Here is a 20,569-nt window from a genome sequence, read left to right as displayed (position 1 = left end):
TCCAACCCGCCATGCACACCGAAGACAACGCACACGATGACGATGGGCGCCTGCTGCTGATCGTGGAAGACGACGAGGCCTTTGCGCGCACGCTCACCCGCTCGTTTGAGCGGCGCGGCTACCGCGTGCTGCAGGCCACCAGCCTGCCCGAGGTGGAAGCCCTGCTGGCCGACCACACGCCGGGCTATGCGGTGGTGGACCTGAAACTCAAGGGCGATGCCTCGGGCCTGGCCTGCGTGCAGCGGCTGCACGCGGCCGATGCCGACATGCTCATCGTGGTGCTCACGGGGTTTGCCAGCATCGCCACGGCGGTCGAGGCCGTGAAGCTGGGCGCCTGCCACTACCTGGCCAAGCCCTCCAACACCGACGACATTGAGGCGGCCTTCGGGCTCAAGGAAGGCAACACCGAGGTGGAGCTGACGAACCGCTCCAGCTCCATCAAGACGCTGGAGTGGGAACGCATCAACGAGGTGCTGGCCGAGACGGGCTTCAACCTGTCCGAAGCAGCCCGGCGCCTGGGCATGCACCGGCGCACGCTCACCCGCAAGCTCGAAAAGAAGCAGGTGCGGTAGCGCGCCACCGGCCCTAGGCAGAGGCCGGTGCGGCCTCCTGCATCTGCCGCTCAAACGCCCGCAGGCGCTTGTAGATCGATATCTGCTCCACCACCGTGCTCCAGTTGAGCACCAGGAACTGGAACGACTCCAGCACCTTGTCGAACGCCCGCGCAATCTGCTGCATCACCCCCAGCGTGATGGCACCTGCGATCAGCGTGGGGCCGAGTGCGATCAGCGGCACCAGCACGCTCACCTGCAGGTACGACCACTTCACCACGTCGAAATACAGGTAGTGGAAGAACAGCCGGAAGTAGTTGCGCCGCACGGCCGCAAACAGTTCAGCCGCCGTGGGCGGCGCGGCGCGCGCAGGGTCGTCCTCGCCCAGCACCAGTTCCTTGCGATAGGCCGCCTCCACGCGCTGGTTGTGAAACTCCAACCCCGGGAGCTTCACCCCCACACAGGCCAGCAGCAGCGTGCCACCCAGCGACCAGGCCAGCGCCACCCACACCAGCGCGTGGGGCACGGCACCGATCAGCGGCAAGGCCGTGACCTTGTCTGACAGCGTCCACAACACGGGCAAAAAGGCCGCCAGCGTCATGAGGCTGCGCATGAAGCTCAGGCCCAGGTCTTCCATGGTGCGGGCAAAGCGCATGGTGTCTTCCTGCACACGCTGGGCCGCACCCTCGATGTGGCGCAGCCGGGGCCAGGCAGCCATGTAGTGCTCGTTCATCGCCTGCCGCCAGCGGAAGATGTAGTGCTTGCTGAAGAAGTCCACCAGCACCGCCGTCGTCACGTAAATCATGGCGATGCGTGCAAAGGTGGAGAGCTGGCCCCAGAACTGCTCGGCCGTGATGCTGCCGGGCTTGCCCAGCGCCTCCTGGATCAGGTCGTAGAAGCTGCCAAACCACTCGTTGATCTGCACATCCAGCTGCACGCGGTAGGCCGTGGCCAGCAGGATCACGGCAGAACCCAGAACAGACCAGGCCCACCAGCGGCGGGCAAAAAAGAAGGACTTGAACATCGCGGAAGGGTGTTGTTGTGGTGAAAGGGATCGCCCGGCTCTGACAGCCGCCGAGTCTGAACGTTCCGCAGCCGCTCACCGCCAGGTGGAGCGAAGAGCACACGCGTGGCGGCCTGGTTCTGCACGGCACACCAAAGAAAAAATAGAGCAAAATGGCCGCTACCGCGCGTTGGTCCTCAAGCATTACTTCAAAAATAATAGCAAATGGTACCCAGGAGGTGCCAATGCCCCCGGGTCTTCCCCCAGCCATCGCAGGGCAACCAGGCTCGTGCAGAGGGGGGCTTCATTCGTGCGGGGCGCCCCGGCCTGCTACGGCTGGGGCCCCAGGTGCCGCCGCGCCAGCCAGCGCTCGGCTTCAGCCTGCCCACGCCACTGTGCCCAGTCCTGCGCGTTCTTGCCATGCTGGTCCCGCCGGGCAAAGTCCAGGCCACGCACCTGCATCCACTGCAGCACCTCCACCCGGCCCTTGGCCGCCGCCAGCATGGCCGGGGTTTCGCCCCGGCTTGCGGGCGCAGGGTCGTCCAGGGCCTGCCCCTGTTCGACCAGCCATTGCAGGCACGGCACACAGCCGCTTTGCGCCGCCATGTGCACGGGCCCCCAGTCCCAGCGGTTGCGCACCTGCAGACTGGCCCCGGCCTGCACCAGCCGCTGTGCCACGGCCAGGTGGCCGCCATAGAAGGCCCGCAGCAGGGCCGTGTCGCCGCGCTCGCTGTCTTTCTGGGTCTGGCGCAGGTCTGGCGTGGCGCCCGCCTGCAAAAGCAGCTCCACGTGCGCCATCTGCCCCCGGTGCGCGGCGAGCATGAGCACCGACGAGCCGTTGTCGGCCAGCAGGTTGGGGTTGGCGCCAGCGCGCAGGGCCTGCTCCAGCGCGGTGGCATCGCCCGCGTTCTGCGCATCCAGCAGCTGTGCATCCGCTGGGGCCCAGACCCGCGCTGGCGCTGCGCCCCTGCGGGGGCCACCCACCTCCAGCGCACCCTGTGGCGCCCACAGCGCCGCCGCCAGCAGGGCCGCCACCACGAGCCAGCCCCAGGCGGGGCGTGCGTGGTCGCTGGCGGTGTGCCGCAGCACCCCGGGCGCAAAGCGGCCGCGCCGGTCCTGCCAAGCCTGCGCGATGGCGCGCCCTACCATGTCGGCAGCATCGGCGCCACGAAGCCCCGGCGTGAGCCGCACCCGCCCCCCACCGGCATGCCGCGCATACACCGCGTGGTAGCGCTGCTCGCTGCTCCCGCTGCCTGTCGAATACAGCAACTTGTGCAGCAGCGCCTGGCTGGCCTCTCCCGGAACGGACTGCACCGAGGACCACAGCCAGGAACAGCGCTGCACACGCACACCATCGTACTGCACCCACAGCGTCCAGCGGCGGGTGGCGGCATGCAGCGCAAACGCCACCAGCACCACCATCACGCCCAGCCCCCCGGGGGAGCGTGGCAACACCAGGCCCTGCATGCCCACACGGCCCTGCAGGACCCATTCCAGCCCCAGCAAAACCAGTGCGACCCCGGCGGCCCAGCGCCATCCTGTCTGCGCAAAGTGCAGTTGCCAGGCATCGGGCGTCTCGTGCACCCGCACACCCTGCGGCCACAGCGCGGTGCCGTGGTCACCTCCGGCGGGGGCCCTGTCCGGCGGCACCACAGGCAATTCCTGCCCCCAAGCCGTGCGGCGATCAAACCGATCGGGGGCAGATACTGCCAGGGCTGATGCATCGGCCTGCACCTGCAGGTCGTACGAAAGCTCCAGGGTGCCGTCGGGCCGCTGCAGCTCCACCCGCCAGTACACACGCTCACCCGACCGCTGCGCGCCGTGGGTGGGCGCGTCCTCCGGCAGTTCAAAACGGGCCGACAGGCGCAGGCCCCCTTCAGGGGTGGGTTGCAGGGAGGTGCTGGCCGCCACCACTTCCACCAGCCGCTCGGGCGATCCCGAGCTGGACTCGTCCACCCGGTACTGCGCCAGACGCAGGCGCAGGGCTTGCGCACCGTCTTGCCTCGCCGCCCGGCCGGGCAACCGCAGGGTGACGGCCACCGCCCGCCCCGCGAGGGGCCGGTGCGGCAGCGCCGTGAACGCCGAGCCCCGGTAGCGCCACACCTTGCGCGTCTGGGCTGCGGCCAGGCACAGCAGCATCAGCCCCACCCCCACAAACACCCCCATGAAGGCCTTGGCCCACCCCGACGCGCCCCGGTCGGACCAGAGAGCCCCCGCCATGGGGAACGCGATGCCCCCCCAGAACAAGGCAAAAAACCAGGCGGTGGCGGCCGTGCCCTGCAAGGAGCTGCGCGCACCGGTATCCAGGCTCGGCCCCTGCGCGGTGCCACTCTCCGGCGGCTGCTGGGCCGCAGCCACCCCACCACGCCCGAGCAGCACCCACACAAAGGCCCAGGCTGCCACCAACCCCACCCCGGTGAAAACAAATGCAAACGGCAGCCGCACCATCAACAGCGGCCAGCGGATGTGCGGGTCGATCAGGGCGCGGGACGGCTGGGCCGGGCTCACCCAGACCGTGATGGCCTGCTTGCGCGATTGAGCCTCCTGCAGCCGCCGGTGCCATTGCTGCTGCCAGTCGCCCAGGTTGTCGGCTCCGCCTTGCGCGTCGAGCCCCACCTGCGTGCCCTCGTAGCGGGCACCGTCGAATTCATAGCGGTAGCGTGCCTGCAGCTCGTAGGTGATGCCCCCTTCACTGCCCCGCCGCTGCCGCAGGTCCGCCTGGAGCACCTGCGCTGGCACGGCCACCCAGCTGCGCACCTGCCACGCCGCCTGCAGGGTCTGCGCCAGCGGTCGCAAGCCCGCCCAGTAACCCCCGAGGCCAAAGCCGATCGCAAACACGGCACTGAAAAGCAGCGCCCCCGCCCGACCCACCATGGATGCCATGCCAGCCTCTCTTTCTTTTTATTGTTGTTGTGGCCGCAGCATAGGAACGGTTTCATGACAAAACCGTGACTGTCACATTTTTGCCTTCAGGGCCAAGAGACGAACACGACCCAAGAAGCAAAAAAAAACGGCCCCGAAGGGCCGTTTTTTGAGGCTGGAGGCGGTCTGCACCGCCGTCCGGGCATCCGCAGTGCGTCAGCAGGACGCGACCGCCGTCCCCTTGGCGGCTTCTGCGTACTCTTCGATCTGGTCGAAGTTCATGTAGCGGTACACGCTCGCCTTGTCGGCATCGATCACGCCCATTTCCTTGAGGTACTCCTCCCGCGAAGGCAGGTAGCCCAGGCGCGAGGCGATGGCGGCCAGTTCGGCCGAGCCCAGGAACACGTTGGTGTTCTTGCCCAGGCGGTTGGGGAAGTTGCGGGTGGAGGTGGAGATCACCGTCGCGCCTTCGCGCACCTGTGCCTGGTTGCCCATGCACAGCGAGCAGCCGGGCATTTCGGTGCGTGCACCGGCCGTGCCGAAAGCTGCGTAGTGGCCTTCCTTGATCAGTTCGCTCTCGTCCATCTTGGTGGGGGGTGCCACCCACAGCTTGACGGGGATGTCGCGCTGGCCACCCAGCAGCTTGGCGGCTGCGCGGAAGTGGCCGATGTTGGTCATGCACGAGCCGATGAAGGCTTCATCGATCTTGGTGCCAGCCACTTCGGACAGGAACTTGGCGTCGTCCGGGTCGTTGGGGCAGCAGACGATGGGTTCCTTGATGTCGGCCAGGTCGATCTCGATCACGGCGGCGTATTCAGCGTTCTTGTCGGCTTCGAGCAGATCGGGCTTGGCCAGCCAGGCTTCGACCTTCTCGATGCGGCGCTGCAGCGTCTTGGCGTCGGCATAGCCATCGGCGATCATGTTCTTCATCAGAACGATGTTCGAGGTCAGGTACTCCTTGATCGGCTCGGGGTTGAGCTTGATCGTGCAGCCAGCGGCCGAGCGCTCGGCCGACGCATCGGACAGCTCGAACGCCTGCTCGACCTTCAGGTCTGGCAGGCCTTCGATTTCCAGGATGCGGCCGGAGAAGGCGTTGATCTTGCCAGCCTTGGCCACTGTCAGCAGGCCCTGCTTGATGGCGTACAGCGGAATCGCGTGCACCAGGTCGCGCAGGGTCACGCCGGGCTGCATTTCACCCTTGAAGCGCACCAGGATGGACTCAGGCATGTCCAGGGGCATCACGCCCGTGGCGGCGCCGAAGGCCACGAGGCCGGAGCCTGCGGGGAAGGAAATGCCGATGGGGAAACGCGTGTGCGAATCGCCGCCGGTTCCCACGGTGTCGGGCAGCAGCAGGCGGTTCAGCCAGCTGTGGATCACGCCATCGCCAGGACGCAGGGCCACACCACCACGGTTGGAGATGAACGCAGGCAGTTCGCGGTGCGTCTTCACGTCCACGGGCTTGGGGTAGGCAGCCGTGTGGCAGAACGATTGCATCACGAGGTCGGCGGAGAAGCCCAGGCAGGCCAGGTCCTTCAGCTCGTCGCGGGTCATGGGGCCGGTGGTGTCTTGCGAGCCCACGGTGGTCATCTTGGGTTCGCAGTAGGTACCGGGGCGCACGCCCTGGCCTTCAGGCAGGCCTACAGCGCGGCCGACCATCTTCTGCGCCAGGGTGAAGCCCGCATTGCTGGCTGCGGGAGCAGTAGGCAGGCGGAACACGGTGGATGCAGGCAGGCCCAGGAACTCACGGGCCTTGCCGGTCAGCGAGCGGCCGATGATGAGGTTGATGCGGCCGCCGGCGCGCACTTCGTCGAACAGCACGTCGCTCTTGAGCTGGAACTCGGCCACGGTCTCGCCGTTCTTGACGATCTTGCCGTCGTAGGGCATCACGTCGATCACGTCACCCATTTCCAGCTTGGACACGTCCACTTCGATCGGCAGCGAACCGGAGTCTTCCTGCGTGTTGAAGAAGATGGGCGCGATCTTGCCGCCCAGCGTGACGCCACCAAAGCGCTTGTTCGGCACAAAGGGAATGTCCTGGCCGGTGGCCCAGACGATGGAGTTGGTGGCCGACTTGCGCGACGAACCGGTGCCCACCACGTCGCCCACGTAGGCGACCAGGTGGCCCTTCTTCTTCAGGTCGTCGATGAACTGCATGGGGCCTCGCTTGCCGTCTTCCTCGGGCTTGAACGCCGCGTCGGGACGGGTGTTCTTGAGCATGGCCAGGTAGTGCAGCGGGATGTCAGGGCGGCTCCAGGCATCGGGTGCGGGCGACAGGTCGTCGGTATTGGTCTCGCCAGGCACCTTGAAGACGGTGACGGTGATCTTCTTCTCGACTTCGGGGCGCGAGGTGAACCACTCGGCGTCGGCCCAGCTCTTCATCACTTCCTGGGCCTTGGCGTTGCCCGCCTTGGCCTTGGTGGCGACGTCGTTGAAGAAGTCAAACATCAGCAGAGTCTTCTTGAGCGCATCGGCGGCCACACCCGCCACTTCGGCATCGTCCAGCAGCTCGATCAGAGGGTGAACGTTGTAGCCGCCCACCATGGTGCCCAGCAATTCGGTGGCCTTGGACTTGGAGATCAGGCCCACCTTCACATCGCCATGCGCCACGGCAGCCAGGAAGCTGGCCTTGACCTTGGCGGCGTCGTCCACACCCGGAGGCACGCGGTGCGTGAGCAGGTCCAGCAGGAAGGCGTCTTCACCCGCGGGTGGGTTCTTGATCAGTTCGATCAGTTCGGCCACTTGCTTGGCATCCAGCGGCAGCGGCGGGATGCCCAGGGCGGCACGCTCGGCCACATGGTCACGGTAGGCTTTCAACATCATTTTTCTCCGGTTGCGTTCTAAAGTGGGGCGGTGTGCCGGGCTGCAAGGGCATCAAAGACCCTCACGCCAGCACACACAAGGGGTTCGTGGGTTTCTCGGGGGCGTTGGCGCAAAAAACCAAGCGGACTACTTGGCCGCAGGCAGGGGTTCCAGAACGCTCACAGGGGGGTTCTTCTTGATGGCTTCGGCCACCACCACCTGCTCGGCGCTCATGCACTCGTCGGCCAGGCGCTGGCCGAGCTTCTGATTCATCAGCATGGACTTGTTGGCGATCTGCAGCCAGACGGCACCGCCCTTCTGGTCTTCCAGGCGCACCGTGCCGGTGGTCGTGGCCACGGGGGACATGAAGTACTTGAAGCCCTTGCCTTCCACATGGAAGTGGCCGGGCGTGGCGGGGTCGGCCGTCACCGTGACAAAAGCGCCCAGCTCGCAGGGCATGCGGCCCGTGTGCACGCGTTCGGCGATGGCCAGCTCGGCGGGCGAGAGGGCCGCTTCTGCGGCAATGATGCCCGCTGCCACCTGGTTGGTGGCGCTTTTCAGCTGGGTGCGGCTGCTGGTGGGCTCGGCCTTGGCCACTGCGGCCTTCTTGGCCGCTGGTTCCTTGGCCGCAGTCTTGGCAGGCTTGGCCTCGGACTTGGCTGCCGTCTTGGGAGCAGTTTTTGCGGCGGGCTTGGCTGCTGCGGCCTTGCTTTCGGACTTGGCGGCTGGCTGGGCCGACGCGGTTTGCGCCAGGGCGATGGCCGGGGCCAGCAACAGGAGAGCGGAGGCAATGATGGATTTCATGGAGGGTCCTGCGTAGGGGTGTTCAGGAAGGTGGTTCACGATGGAACAACCGCCGATGCGCCAAACCAGGGGCGCACAGACGGGGGAAGCGCGCGCCCGGTGTGGTGGGCGCGCTCAAGGGTCTGCCAGTAGAAACGGTAACTGGCACGGTCATGCAGCACACCTTCAAAACTGATCGGAGCCCAATCAGCCTGAGCGGCAGCCGCTATTATTTTTGAAGCATTTTCGATATCGTCCTGCTGTGGCGCAAAGGCCTGCAGGATGGGACGTATCTGCGCGGGGTGGATGCTCCACATGCGGGTGTAGCCCAGTTCCTGGGCAGCACGGCGGGCCGCACCCTGCATGGCCACGGTGTCAGAGAACTCGGTCACCACACAATGCGAAGGCACCTTGCCGTGGGCATGGCAGGCGGCGGCAATCTCCAGCTTGGCGCGCACCACCAGCGGGTGGGCAAACTGCCCGGCCGAGGTCATGCCCTGAGCCGGGATCGCACCGCCATGGGCCGACACAAAGTCCATAAGACCAAAGCTCAGGCTCTGCACCCGGGGGTGGGCGGCAATCTCGAAGGCCCGGTGCACGGCAGCGGGGGACTCGATCAGCACGTGGATGGGAAGCCCCGGTGCCGAGGCGCGCTCCAGCGCACGCTCTACCTGCAGCACGTCGTCCACGGACTCGACCTTGGGCACCATGATGTGGCAGAGCCTGTGGCCTGCCTCGCCTGCGATCATGGCGACATCATTGGCAAATGCCGGGTGGTCCACCGCATGCACACGGGCGGCGACGCGGGCCGTGGGCGCGGCTTCCAGCGCCAAGCTGGCGACCAGCCGCGCATGGTCGGCCTCGAAACCAACCGGGGCACCGTCTTCACAATCCAGGGTCACGTCAAAGACGCAGGTGCCCAGCTCCTGCGCCATCTCGGCCTGCAGCTGCAGGCTTTTGCGCATGCGTGCTTCCACACCACTGTAGTGGTCGCACACGGGCAGAAATCCGGTCTGCGCCTGCGCCCCCAGCAGCACATCCCGAGGATGCGCGCTGCCGGAAGGCGGGGCAGAAGAAAGCGCAGCGCCCTGCCCCTGCGCGGGGACCGGGGCGGCCCGAAGGCCCGATGCCATGGGCGTCGGCTGCATGGGGTTCACCAGGCTTGTTTACAGCAGGTGCTTGACGCCGTCTTGCTCGCCTTGCAGTTCGGCCAGCGTTTTGTTGATGCACTCTTGCGAGAAGGCATCGATCTCCAGGCCTTCGACGATCTTGTACTCGCCGTTTTGCGTGGTGACGGGGAAGCCGAACACGATGCCGGCAGGAATGCCGTACTCGCCATTCGAGGGCACGCCCATCGTGACCCATTCGCCGTTGGAGCCCAGGGCCCAGTCACGCATGTGGTCGATGGCGGCGTTGGCGGCCGAAGCGGCCGACGACAGGCCACGTGCGGCGATGATGGCAGCACCACGCTTGCCCACGGTGGGCAGGAAGGTTTCAGCGTTCCAGACCTGGTCGTTGATCAGGGCCTTGATGGACTGGCCGTTCGTGGTGGCGAAGCGGTAGTCGGCGTACATGGTGGGCGAGTGGTTACCCCACACGGTCAGCTTCTTGATGTCGCCGACCTTGGTGCCGGTCTTGGCGGCCAGTTGCGAGGCAGCGCGGTTGTGGTCCAGGCGCAGCATGGCGGTGAAGTTCTTGGCTGGCAGGTCAGGCGCCGACTTCATGGCGATGTAGGCGTTGGTGTTGGCGGGGTTGCCGACCACCAGCACCTTCACATTGCGCGAAGCCACAGCGTTCAGGGCCTTGCCCTGGGCCGTGAAGATCTGGGCGTTGGCAGCCAGCAGATCGGCGCGTTCCATGCCGGGGCCGCGGGGACGGGCACCCACCAGCAGGGCGTAGTCGGTGTCCTTGAAGGCCTGCAGCGGATCGCTGTGGGCTTCGATGCCGGCCAGCAGGGGGAAAGCGCAGTCTTCCAGTTCCATGATCACGCCCTTGAGCGCGTTCTGGGCCTTTTCGTCAGGGATTTCGAGCAGCTGAAGAATGACCGGCTGGTCCTTGCCCAGCATTTCGCCGGAGGCGATACGGAACAGCAGGGCGTAACCGATTTGACCAGCGGCACCGGTGACGGCTACGCGAACAGGCTTCTTGCTCATGATGAGAACTCCAGGGAAGTAAGGAAAACAGGTGTGTGTGCAACGCAAGCACCAGCGCCTGTTACCAGCAGCCCGTGCCCCGCAAAACAGCCTTGGAGTTTACCCCCGATTGGACGCCTCGGTCAATTTGTCTTATGTCTTATATAAGATATGATTGCAACCCGTTTGTCGTCCGGCTGTCATGTGGCAACCGGTGCGCCACACCACCAACCACGCGCCACCCGCCATGTCATCCCTGCCGTTCGCCGCCGACAACCCCGCCACGCCCCCGGGCGCTGCGGGCGCCACCACGCCGGCGTTCAGCCCGCTGTACCAGCAGATCAAGGGCCTGATCCTGCAGAGCCTGCAACAGGGCGAGTGGAAGCCCGGCGAAGCCATCCCCAGCGAAATGGAGCTGGCCGCACGCTTTCGGGTGAGCCAGGGCACGGTGCGCAAGGCCATCGACGAGCTGGCGGCAGAGAACCTGGTCATGCGCCGCCAGGGCAAGGGCACCTTCGTGGCCACCCATGCCGAGCAGCATGTGCAATACCGCTTCCTGAAGCTGCTGCCCGACACCGGCGACGCCCGGGTCGAGGGCCCGGCCCAGCGCCGCGTGATCGACTGCCGCCGCGTGCGCGCCAGCGCAGACGTGGCGCGCACCCTGGCGCTGCGCAGCGGCGACCCCGTGATGCAGGCCAAGCGCATCCTGTCGTTTGCCGGGGTGCCCACCATCCTCGAAGACATCTGGCTGCCCGGGCAGGCCTTCAAGGGCCTCACGGCCGAGCAGCTGGCCAACTACCAGGGCCCCACCTACGCCATGTTCGAGCTGGATTTCGGGGTGCGCATGGTGCGTGCTGAAGAAAAAATCCGTGCCGTGCTGCCCGACGCAGAGCAGGCCCAACTGCTGCAGATCACCCCCGCCACGCCGCTTTTGAGCGTGGAGCGGATTGCCTACACCTACAACGATGTTCCGATGGAGTTACGCCGGGGCCTCTACCTCACCGATACCCACCACTACCGTAATGAATTGAGCTGACAGCAGGCTGGCACCCGAGCAAACACGTCGAAAATTCCGAAGGTGTCAGACGCCCCATTGTTGCGTTGCAATAGAATTTTGCGTTCTTTGCATCTCCGAATTACAAAGAAGTTACATCCACGAAAGCACTCAACATGACCGAGCTTGCCAAAAAACGGCCTGAATTCCGCAACATCAATGCCTTCAAGGACCTCACCACCTACCGCATGACCCCTGCGGCATGGGTCTCGATCCTGCACCGCGCCAGCGGGCTGATCATGTTCCTGCTGTTGCCTTTCATCATCTGGATGTTTGACACCTCGGTGTCGTCCGAAATCTCGTTCGCCAAATTCTCGGCGGCCTTCAACATCGGCATCGGCTTCGTCCCCGGCTGGTTCATCAAGCTCGTGGCCCTGGCGCTGATCTGGTCGTACCTGCACCACTTCTGCGCAGGCCTGCGCCACCTGTGGATGGATGTGAGCCACAGCGCCGTGAACAAGCAGTTCGGCAAGACCTCGGCCCTCTCCGTGTTTGCGGTGAGCATCGCCCTGGCCCTGGTGCTGGGCGCCAAGCTGTTCGGCCTGTACTGATCGGTCTCCATACAAGGCAGCGGCCGCTGCCTCCCAGTGCCCCACACAACAAGAGGAATACATCCATGTCCGTCAATTACGGTTCCAAGCGCGTCGTCGTCGGCGCCCACTACGGCCTGCGCGACTGGCTCAGCCAGCGCGTCACGGCAGTCCTGATGGCTCTCTTCACCCTGGCGCTGCTCGCCCAGGTGATCTTCTCCAAGGGCCCCATCGGCTATGACAAATGGGCCGGCATCTTCTCGGCCCAGTGGATGAAGGTGCTCACCTTCACCGTGATCATTTCGCTGGCCTGGCACGCCTGGGTCGGCGTGCGCGAAATCCTGATGGACTACATCAAGCCCGTGGGTCTGCGCCTGGCACTGCAGGTGTTCACCATCGTCTGGCTGGTCGGCTGCGCCGGCTGGGGCATCCAGGTTCTGTGGCGTCTCTGATTGATCCCCGCGACTGAAGGCAAACAACAATGAGCTACACCAACGCTAACATCACCAAGCGCAAATTCGACGTCGTCATCGTCGGGGCCGGCGGCTCCGGCATGCGCGCCGCGCTTGAACTCTCCCGCGCAGGCCTGAACGTGGCCTCGCTGTCCAAGGTGTTCCCCACCCGCTCGCACACCGTGGCAGCCCAGGGTGGCGTGTCCGCATCGCTGGGCAACATGAGCGAGGACAACTGGCACTACCACTTCTACGACACCATCAAGGGCTCTGACTGGCTGGGCGACCAGGACGCCATCGAGTTCATGTGCCGCGAAGCACCGAACGTGGTGGTGGAGCTGGAACACTTCGGCATGCCGTTCGACCGCAACCCCGACGGCACCATCTACCAGCGCCCCTTTGGCGGCCACACCGCCAACTACGGCGAAAAGCCCGTGCAACGCGCCTGCGCTGCAGCCGACCGCACCGGCCACGCCATGCTGCACACGCTGTACCAGCAAAACGTGAAGGCCAAGACGAACTTCTTCGTCGAATGGATGGCCCTGGACCTGATCCGCGACGCCGACGGCGACGTGGTGGGCGTGACCGCCCTCGAAATGGAAACCGGCGACCTGTACATCCTGGAAGCCAAGACCGTGCTGCTGGCCACTGGTGGTGCAGGCCGCATCTTCGCCGCCTCGACCAACGCCTTCATCAACACCGGTGACGGCCTGGGCATGGCAGCGCGCGCCGGCATCCCGCTGCAGGACATGGAGTTCTGGCAGTTCCACCCCACCGGCGTGGCCGGCGCGGGCGTGCTGCTGACCGAAGGCTGCCGTGGCGAAGGCGCAATCCTGCTCAACAGCAACGGCGAACGCTTCATGGAGCGCTACGCGCCCACGCTGAAGGACCTGGCCCCCCGCGATTTCGTGTCCCGCTCGATGGACCAGGAAATCAAGGAAGGCCGTGGCTGCGGCCCCAACAAGGACTACGTGCTGCTCAAGCTCGACCACCTGGGCGCCGACACCATCCACAAGCGCCTGCCCTCGGTGTATGAGATCGGCGTCAACTTCGCCAACGTGGACATCACCAAGGAACCGATCCCTGTGGTGCCCACCATCCACTACCAGATGGGTGGCGTGCCCACCAACATCAACGGCCAGGTCGTCACGCACGACGGCACCAGCAATCAGGTCGTCAACGGCCTGTACGCGGTGGGCGAATGCTCCTGCGTGAGTGTGCACGGCGCCAACCGCCTGGGCACCAACTCGCTGCTGGACCTGCTGGTGTTCGGCAAGGCCGCTGGCCGCCACATCGTCGAGTTCAACAACAAGAACAAGGAGCACAAGCCCCTGCCAGCCGATGCGGCCGACCGCACGCTGGAGCGCCTGAACCAGCTCGACAAATCTACCGGCGGCACCTATTCGCAGGCCCTGGCAGGTGACATTCGCTCCACCATGCAGCAACACGCTGGCGTGTTTCGCACCCAGGCCAGCATGGACGAAGGCGTCAAGAAGATTGCCGAGCTGCGCACCCGCGTGGCCGGTGTCACGCTGCAGGACAAGTCCAAGGTGTTCAACACCGCGCGCATCGAAGCGCTGGAAGTGGACAACCTGATCGAAGTGGCCCAGGCCACGATGGTGTCGGCCGCTGCCCGCAAGGAATGCCGTGGCGCCCACACGGTGTACGACTACGAACAGCCTGCCGACCACCCCACGGCACCGCTGGGCCGCAACGACGCCGAGTGGATGAAGCACACCCTCTGGCACAGCGCCGACAACAGCCTGACCTACAAGCCAGTGAACCTCAAGCCCCTGACGGTGGACAGCGTGCCGCCCAAGGTCCGGACGTTCTAAACAGTAGCCCCACGAGAGCAGAACCATGCAAAAGCGCACATTCCAAATCTACCGCTACGATCCGGACAAGGACGCCAAGCCCTACATGCAGACCATCGAGATCGAACTCGACGGCCACGAACGCATGCTGCTGGACGCCCTGGTCAAGCTCAAGGAACAAGACCCCACGCTGTCGTTCCGCCGCTCCTGCCGCGAAGGCGTGTGTGGCTCCGACGCCATGAACATCAACGGCAAGAATGGCCTGGCCTGCCTCACGAACATGAACACCCTCAAGGGCACGATTGTTCTGAAGCCCCTGCCCGGCCTGCCGGTGATCCGCGACCTGATCGTGGACATGACGCAGTTCTTCAAGCAGTACAACTCGATCAAGCCCTACCTGATCAACGAAGGCCTGCTGCCCGAGAAGGAACGCCTGCAAAGCCCCGAAGAGCGCGAAGAACTCAACGGCCTGTATGAGTGCATCCTGTGCGCCAGCTGCTCCACCAGCTGCCCCAGCTTCTGGTGGAACCCCGACAAGTTCGTGGGCCCGGCCGGTCTGCTGCAGGCCTACCGCTTCATCGCCGACAGCCGCGACGACGCCACCGGTGCGCGCCTCGACAACCTGGAAGATCCGTACCGCCTGTTCCGCTGCCACACCATCATGAACTGCGTGGACGTGTGCCCCAAGGGCTTGAACCCCACGAAGGCCATTGGCAAGATCAAGGAACTGATGGTGCGCCGCGCCGTCTGAGCCAGCCCACTCCTGCTGAGCACCAGGCCATGGAATCCACGTCCACCACCACCACGCCAGCGGCGGCTTCGCCGCTGCTGGACGCGCGTGAACTGAGCAAGCTGCACTGGCGCTGCCGGCGCGGCCTGCTGGAGAACGACCTGTTCATCGAACAGTTCTTCACCCGCTACGAGTCGTCGCTGACCCAGCGCCACGCACAGGGCATGCGCGCACTGATGGACCTGGCGGACAACGACCTCCTGGACCTGCTGCTGCAGCGGCGCGAGCCAGCAGGCGAGCAAGACACAGAAGAAGCACGCGAAGTGCTCGGCATGCTGAGACAAAGTGGTGGCACCCCCACGGCCCTGCAGGCCTGACACCACACACAAGCACGCCCAAGACCGGATCACTATCGGCAACCTACCCAAGGAAAGTAACAATGAAGCTAGCTGACAACAAAGCCACCCTGTCCTTCAGCAATGGCAGCCCCAGCGTGGACCTGCCGGTCTACCAGGGCAGCATTGGCCCGGATGTCATCGACATCCGCAAGCTGTACGCGCAGACGGGCATGTTCACCTATGACCCCGGCTTCCTGTCTACGGCAGCCACCCAGTCCGCCATCACCTACATCGACGGCGACAAGGGCGAGCTGCTGTACCGCGGCTACCCCATTGAGCAGCTGGCTGAAAACTGCGACTTCCTGGAAACCTGCCACCTGCTGCTGTACGGTGACCTGCCGAACGTGGCACAAAAAGCCGACTTCACCAGCCGCGTGACCAACCACACCATGGTCAACGAGCAGATGCAGTTCTTCCTGCGTGGCTTCCGCCGCGACGCGCACCCCATGGCCGTGCTGACCGGCCTGGTGGGCGCCCTGTCGGCCTTCTACCACGACAGCACCGACATCAACAATCCGCAGCACCGTGAGATCGCCGCGATCCGCCTGATCGCCAAGATGCCCACCCTCGTCGCCATGGCCTACAAGTACGGCATGGGCCAGCCCTACATGTACCCGCAGAACAACCTGTCCTACGCAGGCAACTTCCTGCGCATGATGTTCGGCACGCCCTGCGAAGAGTACAAGGTCAACCCCGTGCTGGAACGCGCACTCGACCGCATCTTCATCCTGCACGCCGACCACGAGCAGAACGCCTCGACCTCCACCGTGCGCCTGTGCGGCTCGTCGGGCACCAACCCGTTCGCTGCCATCGCTGCGGGCGTGGCCTGCCTCTGGGGCCCTGCCCACGGCGGCGCCAACGAAGCTGCCCTGAACATGCTGTACGACATCCAGGCCCAAGGCGGCGTGGAAAAGATCGGCGACTTCATCAAGCAGGTCAAGGACAAGAACTCCGGCGTCAAGCTCATGGGCTTTGGCCACCGCGTGTACAAGAACTACGACCCGCGCGCCAAGCTCATGCAGGAAACCTGCAACGAAGTGCTGGCCGAGCTGGGCCTGGAAAACGACCCGTTGTTCAAGCTGGCCAAGGAACTGGAAAAGATCGCCCTGGAAGACGACTACTTCGTGCAGCGCAAGCTCTACCCGAACGTGGACTTCTACTCCGGTATCGTGCAGCGCGCCATCGGCATCCCCGTGAACCTGTTCACCGGCATCTTCAGCCTGGCCCGCACCGTCGGCTGGATCGCCCAGCTGAACGAAATGATTGGCGACCCCGAGTACAAGATCGGCCGCCCCCGCCAGCTGTTCACCGGCTCCGTGCGCCGCGACGTGCCCCCACTGGCCAGCCGCTGACCGCTGGCACGGCGCCCAGCGCGCCGTCCGCCCCTCCCCAAGCCCGCAGGCCTTGTGCCTGCGGGCTTTTTTCATGGGCGCCCCACACAGGCCAACCATCTGCTGGATGCACATACTCCCCCCTAGTTAAAAGGTTTTTTAACGGCCTACCGCGCGACCAGCATGGAGCCATCTTTTATACTGCCACCCAGTACACAGACAGCACCCCCGCCCCACACCCGCAGCCCATGCCCCACACCCCCGAAGACAAGCAACGCGCCATCACCCGCCTGCGCCGCATCAAGGGCCAGGCCGAGGCACTGGAGCGCGCCGTGGAGGCAGGCAGCGACTGCGCTCCCATCCTGCAGCAGCTGGCCGCCATGCGCGGCGCCGTGCACGGGCTGATGGCCGACCTGCTCGACAGCCATGTGCGCGAGACGCTGGCCGAGAAACCCGCGCCATCCCAGGCAGCGATCGACGAAACCCTGGCCCTGCTGCGCTCGTACCTCAAATAGACAGACCGCCCACTCCCATTCACCCGATTGACCAAAAGGACCACCCCATGAAATCCCGCGCCGCCGTCGCCTTCAAAGCCGGAGAACCCCTGCAGATCGTCGAGATCGACGTAGCCCCGCCCAAAAAGGGCGAAGTGCTCATCCGCATCACCGACACCGGCGTGTGCCACACCGACGCCTTCACCCTGAGCGGTGACGACCCCGAGGGCCTGTTTCCCGTCGTGCTGGGCCATGAAGGCGCGGGCATCGTGGTGGAAGTGGGCGAAGGCGTGACCAGCGTGAAGCCCGGCGACCATGTGATCCCGCTTTACACCGCTGAATGCGGCGAATGCCTGTTCTGCAAGAGCGGCAAGACCAACCTGTGCGTGAGCGTGCGCGCCACGCAGGGCAAGGGCGTGATGCCCGACGGCACCACGCGCTTCAGCTATAACGGCCAGCCCATCTACCACTACATGGGCTGCAGCACCTTCAGCGAATACACCGTAGTGGCCGAGGTCTCGCTCGCCAAGGTCAACCCCCAAGCCAACCCCGAGCAGGTCTGCCTGCTGGGCTGCGGCGTGACCACAGGCCTGGGCGCCGTCAAGAACACCGCCAAGGTGCAGGAGGGCGACACCGTGGCCGTGTTTGGCCTGGGTGGCATTGGCCTGGCCGTGATCCAGGGGGCAAAAATAGCCAAGGCGGGGCGCATCATCGCCATCGACACCAACCCCAGCAAATTCGACCTGGCCCGCACCTTTGGCGCTACCGACTGCATCAACCCCAAGGATTTCGACAAACCGATCCAGCAGGTCATTGTGGAGATGACCACCTGGGGCGTGGACCACAGCTTTGAGTGCATCGGCAACGTCAACGTGATGCGCGCCGCACTCGAGTGCGCGCACCGGGGCTGGGGCCAGAGCGTGATCATCGGCGTGGCCGGAGCCGGGCAAGAGATCAGCACCCGCCCCTTCCAGCTCGTCACCGGCCGCAAATGGATGGGCACGGCGTTCGGCGGCGTCAAGGGCCGCAGCGAGCTGCCCGGCATGGTCGAAGACGCGATGGCCGGCAAGATCCAGCTCGAACCCTTCGTGACCCACACCATGGGCCTGAAGGACATCAACGAGGCGTTTGACCTGATGCACGAAGGCAAATCCATCCGCTCAGTCGTCAAATACGCAACTTGAAATGAAGCCCCCCCCTGAGTCGCTTCGCGCCTTCCCCCTCTCTCGCCTTGCTGCGCAAGGCGGGAGGGGGACGCCCCCGGTGCACGCAAGTGAAGCGCCGTCAGAGCGGCTTGGCGGCCCTTGCACGGGGACGCTGGCTTCGTGCGTGCCAGTTTCGAAGGCCAGCGCTCAGTTCCAAGATGGCAGTGCAACGCGCTGCCCCATGACAAAGACACCGGACATCATGACGAGCCCTTCCACCACCTCTTTGGAACTACTCAGCAGCCACGCCTGCTTCGGCGGCGAACAGCGCTTCTACCAGCACGCCTCCACCACCATCGGCCTGCCGATGAAGTTTGCGGTCTACCTGCCGCCCCAGGCGCAGCAGGGCCCCGTGCCCGCCGTGGTGTACCTGGCGGGCCTCACCTGCACCGAAGAGACCTTTATGGTCAAAGCCGGAGCCCAGCGCCTGGCCGCCGAGCTGGGCCTGGCCCTGATCGCGCCCGACACCAGCCCGCGCGGCGCCAATGTGCCGGGAGAGGCCGACAGCTGGGACTTTGGCGTGGGCGCAGGCTTCTACCTGGACGCCACCCAGGCGCCCTGGCGCACCCACTGGCGCATGGAAAGCTATCTGCTGGACGAGCTGCTGCCCCAGGTGGCCGCCCAGTTGCCCATCGACGGCAGCCGCCTGGGCATCACCGGCCACTCGATGGGCGGGCATGGAGCGCTCACGCTGGCGCTGCGCCACCCGGGCCGGTTCCAGTCGCTGTCGGCCTTTGCGCCCATCTGTGCCCCCACCCAGTGCCCCTGGGGCGACAAGGCCTTCACCGGCTACCTGGGCCCGGACCGCAGCACCTGGATCGAACACGACGCAACCGTGCTCATGCAGCACCAGCCCGTCGCCCCCTACCCGGCGGGCATCCTCATCGACCAGGGCCTGGCCGACAAGTTCCTGCCCGACCAGCTGCACCCCCACCTGCTTGAAGCCGCCTGCGCCGCCATCGGCCAGCCGCTTAAGCTGCGCCGCCATGCGGGCTACGACCACGGCTACTACTTTGTGCAGAGCTTCATGGCCGACCATCTGCAGCACCACGCGCGGCAGCTCATGGCGCCCCCCTCCGCAGGGGCTTCCACACGTTAATGCGCCCTTAAGTCTGGGGCGCCACAGTGCGCCCCATGCCTCTGATCCTGCAGCGCCTGCTGCACCCCCACCCGGCTGCAGGCGCAGCGCCGCAAGCCCCGTCCACCGCCCGCCGACCTGCGCCACCCGCGCACTTGCACCCCGTGTGGGTGGTGGTGCTCATCAGCACATGGCTGGCCACGGCCTGCAACGTGCCGTTGTGGCGCGAGGTGGCCCAACTGCCCGGCCACGGCAGCCTGCGCGGCTGGGGGTTTGCCATGGCGTTTGCCGTGATCGTGGCCGCAGGCAATGCCGCGCTGCTGAGCCTGCTGGCCTGGCGCTGGACGCTCAAGCCCGCCGCAGCGCTGATGGTGGTGATGGCCGCCTTCGGCGCCTACTTCATGCTCGCCTACGGCATTGCCATCGACGCCAGCATGCTCACCAACGTGCTGCAGACCGACGCCCACGAAGCCACCGACCTGCTGAGCTGGCGCATGGCCGCCACCGTGCTGGCCCTGGCCGCGCCGCCGCTGGTGTGGCTGTATCGCCGCCCCGTGCGCCGCCTGGGCGCCTGGCGCCACGCCGCCCACAACGGCCTGCTGCTGGTGGGCGCGGTGGCGCTCATCGTGGTGTGTGTGCTGGCGGTGTTCCAGGACTTTGCCTCCACCATGCGCAACCACACGCGCCTGCGTTACCTCATCAACCCGCTCAACAGCGTGTACGCCCTGGGCCACATCGCCACCCAGCCCCTGCGCATCAACACCCGCACCCTGCTGCCCGTGGGGCGCGACGCCCAGCTGGGCGCCAGCTACGCGGGCCAGGCCCAGCCGCCTCTGTTGGTGCTGGTGCTGGGCGAAACCGGCCGCAGCGGCAACTTCGGCATCAACGGCTATGCACGCAACACCACGCCGCTGCTCTCGGCCCGCACCGACCTGGCGAGTGCAGGCAACGCCTGGTCCTGCGGTACCAGCACCGCCGCATCGGTGCCCTGCATGTTCTCGCACCTGGGCCGCACGGGCTACGAAGCACGCGCCGCCAATTTCGAAAGCCTGATCGACGTGCTGCAGCACGCAGGCTTGGCCGTGCTGTGGGTAGACAACCAATCCGGCTGCAAAGGCGTGTGCGACCGCGCGGGCCAGACCAGCACCGCCAGCTGGAGCGACCCCGCCCTGTGCCCCACCCCGGGCGAATGCCTGGACCGCGTGATGCTGAAAGACCTGGACGCACGCATCGACGCCCTGCCCGCCGAGCAGCGCCAGCGCGGCACCGTGGTCGTGCTGCACCAGATGGGCAGCCACGGCCCGGCGTATTCCAAACGCTCGGCCCCCGAGCACAAGCGGTTCCTGCCCGAAT

Annotated in this window: 18 protein-coding genes; 12 read left to right on the top strand and 6 right to left on the bottom strand. The window is 65.7% G+C overall.

The genetic code is table 11. The features are described from left to right. Nucleotides 1-11 precede the first annotated feature (11 nt). Nucleotides 12-572, top strand: coding sequence for a response regulator transcription factor (locus AC07Z7_RS11980; protein ID WP_494766359.1), 561 nt, complete (start codon nucleotides 12-14; stop codon nucleotides 570-572). Between the two features lie 13 nt (nucleotides 573-585). On the opposite strand, the gene sbmA is transcribed toward AC07Z7_RS11980, so the two are convergent. The 6 genes from sbmA to AC07Z7_RS11950 form a co-directional block, all read right to left on the bottom strand. Next, on the bottom strand, nucleotides 586-1,575 hold the full coding sequence (gene sbmA, locus AC07Z7_RS11975; protein WP_494766358.1) for a peptide antibiotic transporter SbmA: 990 nt from the start codon (nucleotides 1,573-1,575) through the stop codon (nucleotides 586-588). 309 nt (nucleotides 1,576-1,884) lie between these two features. Beyond that, nucleotides 1,885-4,437 (bottom strand): ankyrin repeat domain-containing protein, encoded by a 2,553-nt coding sequence (locus AC07Z7_RS11970; RefSeq protein ID WP_494766357.1) that lies wholly within the window; start codon nucleotides 4,435-4,437, stop codon nucleotides 1,885-1,887. 195 nt (nucleotides 4,438-4,632) lie between these two features. After that, entirely contained in the window at nucleotides 4,633-7,233 is a 2,601-nt protein-coding gene (gene acnB, locus AC07Z7_RS11965) for a bifunctional aconitate hydratase 2/2-methylisocitrate dehydratase (protein WP_252658448.1), read from the bottom strand. Between the two features lie 129 nt (nucleotides 7,234-7,362). After that, nucleotides 7,363-8,019: a hypothetical protein gene (locus AC07Z7_RS11960; RefSeq protein ID WP_094287192.1), complete on the bottom strand. Its 657-nt coding sequence runs from the start codon at nucleotides 8,017-8,019 to the stop codon at nucleotides 7,363-7,365. A gap of 35 nt (nucleotides 8,020-8,054) precedes the next feature. Next, complete coding sequence (locus tag AC07Z7_RS11955) at nucleotides 8,055-9,131, bottom strand: HpcH/HpaI aldolase/citrate lyase family protein (protein WP_494766356.1); 1,077 nt, start codon at nucleotides 9,129-9,131, stop codon at nucleotides 8,055-8,057. Between the two features lie 33 nt (nucleotides 9,132-9,164). Then, nucleotides 9,165-10,151 (bottom strand): malate dehydrogenase, encoded by a 987-nt coding sequence (locus AC07Z7_RS11950; protein WP_252658449.1) that lies wholly within the window; start codon nucleotides 10,149-10,151, stop codon nucleotides 9,165-9,167. Nucleotides 10,152-10,377: 226 nt separating this feature from the next. Here AC07Z7_RS11950 and AC07Z7_RS11945 point away from each other — a divergent pair, with 226 nt between their 5' ends. The 11 genes from AC07Z7_RS11945 to AC07Z7_RS11895 form a co-directional block, all read left to right on the top strand. Beyond that, entirely contained in the window at nucleotides 10,378-11,166 is a 789-nt protein-coding gene (locus AC07Z7_RS11945; RefSeq protein WP_094288033.1) for a GntR family transcriptional regulator, read from the top strand. A gap of 134 nt (nucleotides 11,167-11,300) precedes the next feature. Then, a complete protein-coding gene (gene sdhC, locus AC07Z7_RS11940; protein ID WP_094287186.1) occupies nucleotides 11,301-11,735 on the top strand; it encodes a succinate dehydrogenase, cytochrome b556 subunit in 435 nt (144 codons plus the stop codon). A 65-nt stretch (nucleotides 11,736-11,800) separates the two neighbouring features. Beyond that, nucleotides 11,801-12,166: a succinate dehydrogenase, hydrophobic membrane anchor protein gene (sdhD, locus tag AC07Z7_RS11935; protein ID WP_094287184.1), complete on the top strand. Its 366-nt coding sequence runs from the start codon at nucleotides 11,801-11,803 to the stop codon at nucleotides 12,164-12,166. 29 nt (nucleotides 12,167-12,195) lie between these two features. Then, nucleotides 12,196-14,001, top strand: a complete 1,806-nt coding sequence (gene sdhA, locus AC07Z7_RS11930) for a succinate dehydrogenase flavoprotein subunit (protein WP_094287182.1) — start codon at nucleotides 12,196-12,198, stop codon at nucleotides 13,999-14,001. Nucleotides 14,002-14,026: 25 nt separating this feature from the next. After that, the gene (locus AC07Z7_RS11925; RefSeq protein WP_094287180.1) at nucleotides 14,027-14,731 is read left to right on the top strand and encodes a succinate dehydrogenase iron-sulfur subunit; all 705 of its coding nucleotides are present in this window, start codon (nucleotides 14,027-14,029) and stop codon (nucleotides 14,729-14,731) included. 29 nt (nucleotides 14,732-14,760) lie between these two features. Then, nucleotides 14,761-15,087: an FAD assembly factor SdhE gene (locus AC07Z7_RS11920; RefSeq protein ID WP_094287178.1), complete on the top strand. Its 327-nt coding sequence runs from the start codon at nucleotides 14,761-14,763 to the stop codon at nucleotides 15,085-15,087. 62 nt (nucleotides 15,088-15,149) lie between these two features. Further along, entirely contained in the window at nucleotides 15,150-16,460 is a 1,311-nt protein-coding gene (locus AC07Z7_RS11915; protein WP_094287176.1) for a citrate synthase, read from the top strand. Nucleotides 16,461-16,687: 227 nt separating this feature from the next. Next, on the top strand, nucleotides 16,688-16,954 hold the full coding sequence (locus AC07Z7_RS11910) for a metal/formaldehyde-sensitive transcriptional repressor (RefSeq protein ID WP_063462852.1): 267 nt from the start codon (nucleotides 16,688-16,690) through the stop codon (nucleotides 16,952-16,954). Between the two features lie 47 nt (nucleotides 16,955-17,001). Then, complete coding sequence (locus tag AC07Z7_RS11905) at nucleotides 17,002-18,117, top strand: S-(hydroxymethyl)glutathione dehydrogenase/class III alcohol dehydrogenase (RefSeq protein WP_494766355.1); 1,116 nt, start codon at nucleotides 17,002-17,004, stop codon at nucleotides 18,115-18,117. A 202-nt stretch (nucleotides 18,118-18,319) separates the two neighbouring features. After that, complete coding sequence (gene fghA / locus AC07Z7_RS11900) at nucleotides 18,320-19,237, top strand: S-formylglutathione hydrolase (RefSeq protein ID WP_494766354.1); 918 nt, start codon at nucleotides 18,320-18,322, stop codon at nucleotides 19,235-19,237. Nucleotides 19,238-19,272: 35 nt separating this feature from the next. Next, nucleotides 19,273-20,569: phosphoethanolamine transferase (locus tag AC07Z7_RS11895; RefSeq protein WP_494766353.1), on the top strand; the 1,297-nt coding region annotated here is incomplete at its 3' end.

Source organism: Acidovorax sp. GW101-11A03, assembly GCF_059424825.1.
Note: the sequence above shows the minus strand (reverse complement) of the source record. Positions and strands in the feature narration are given on the sequence as shown.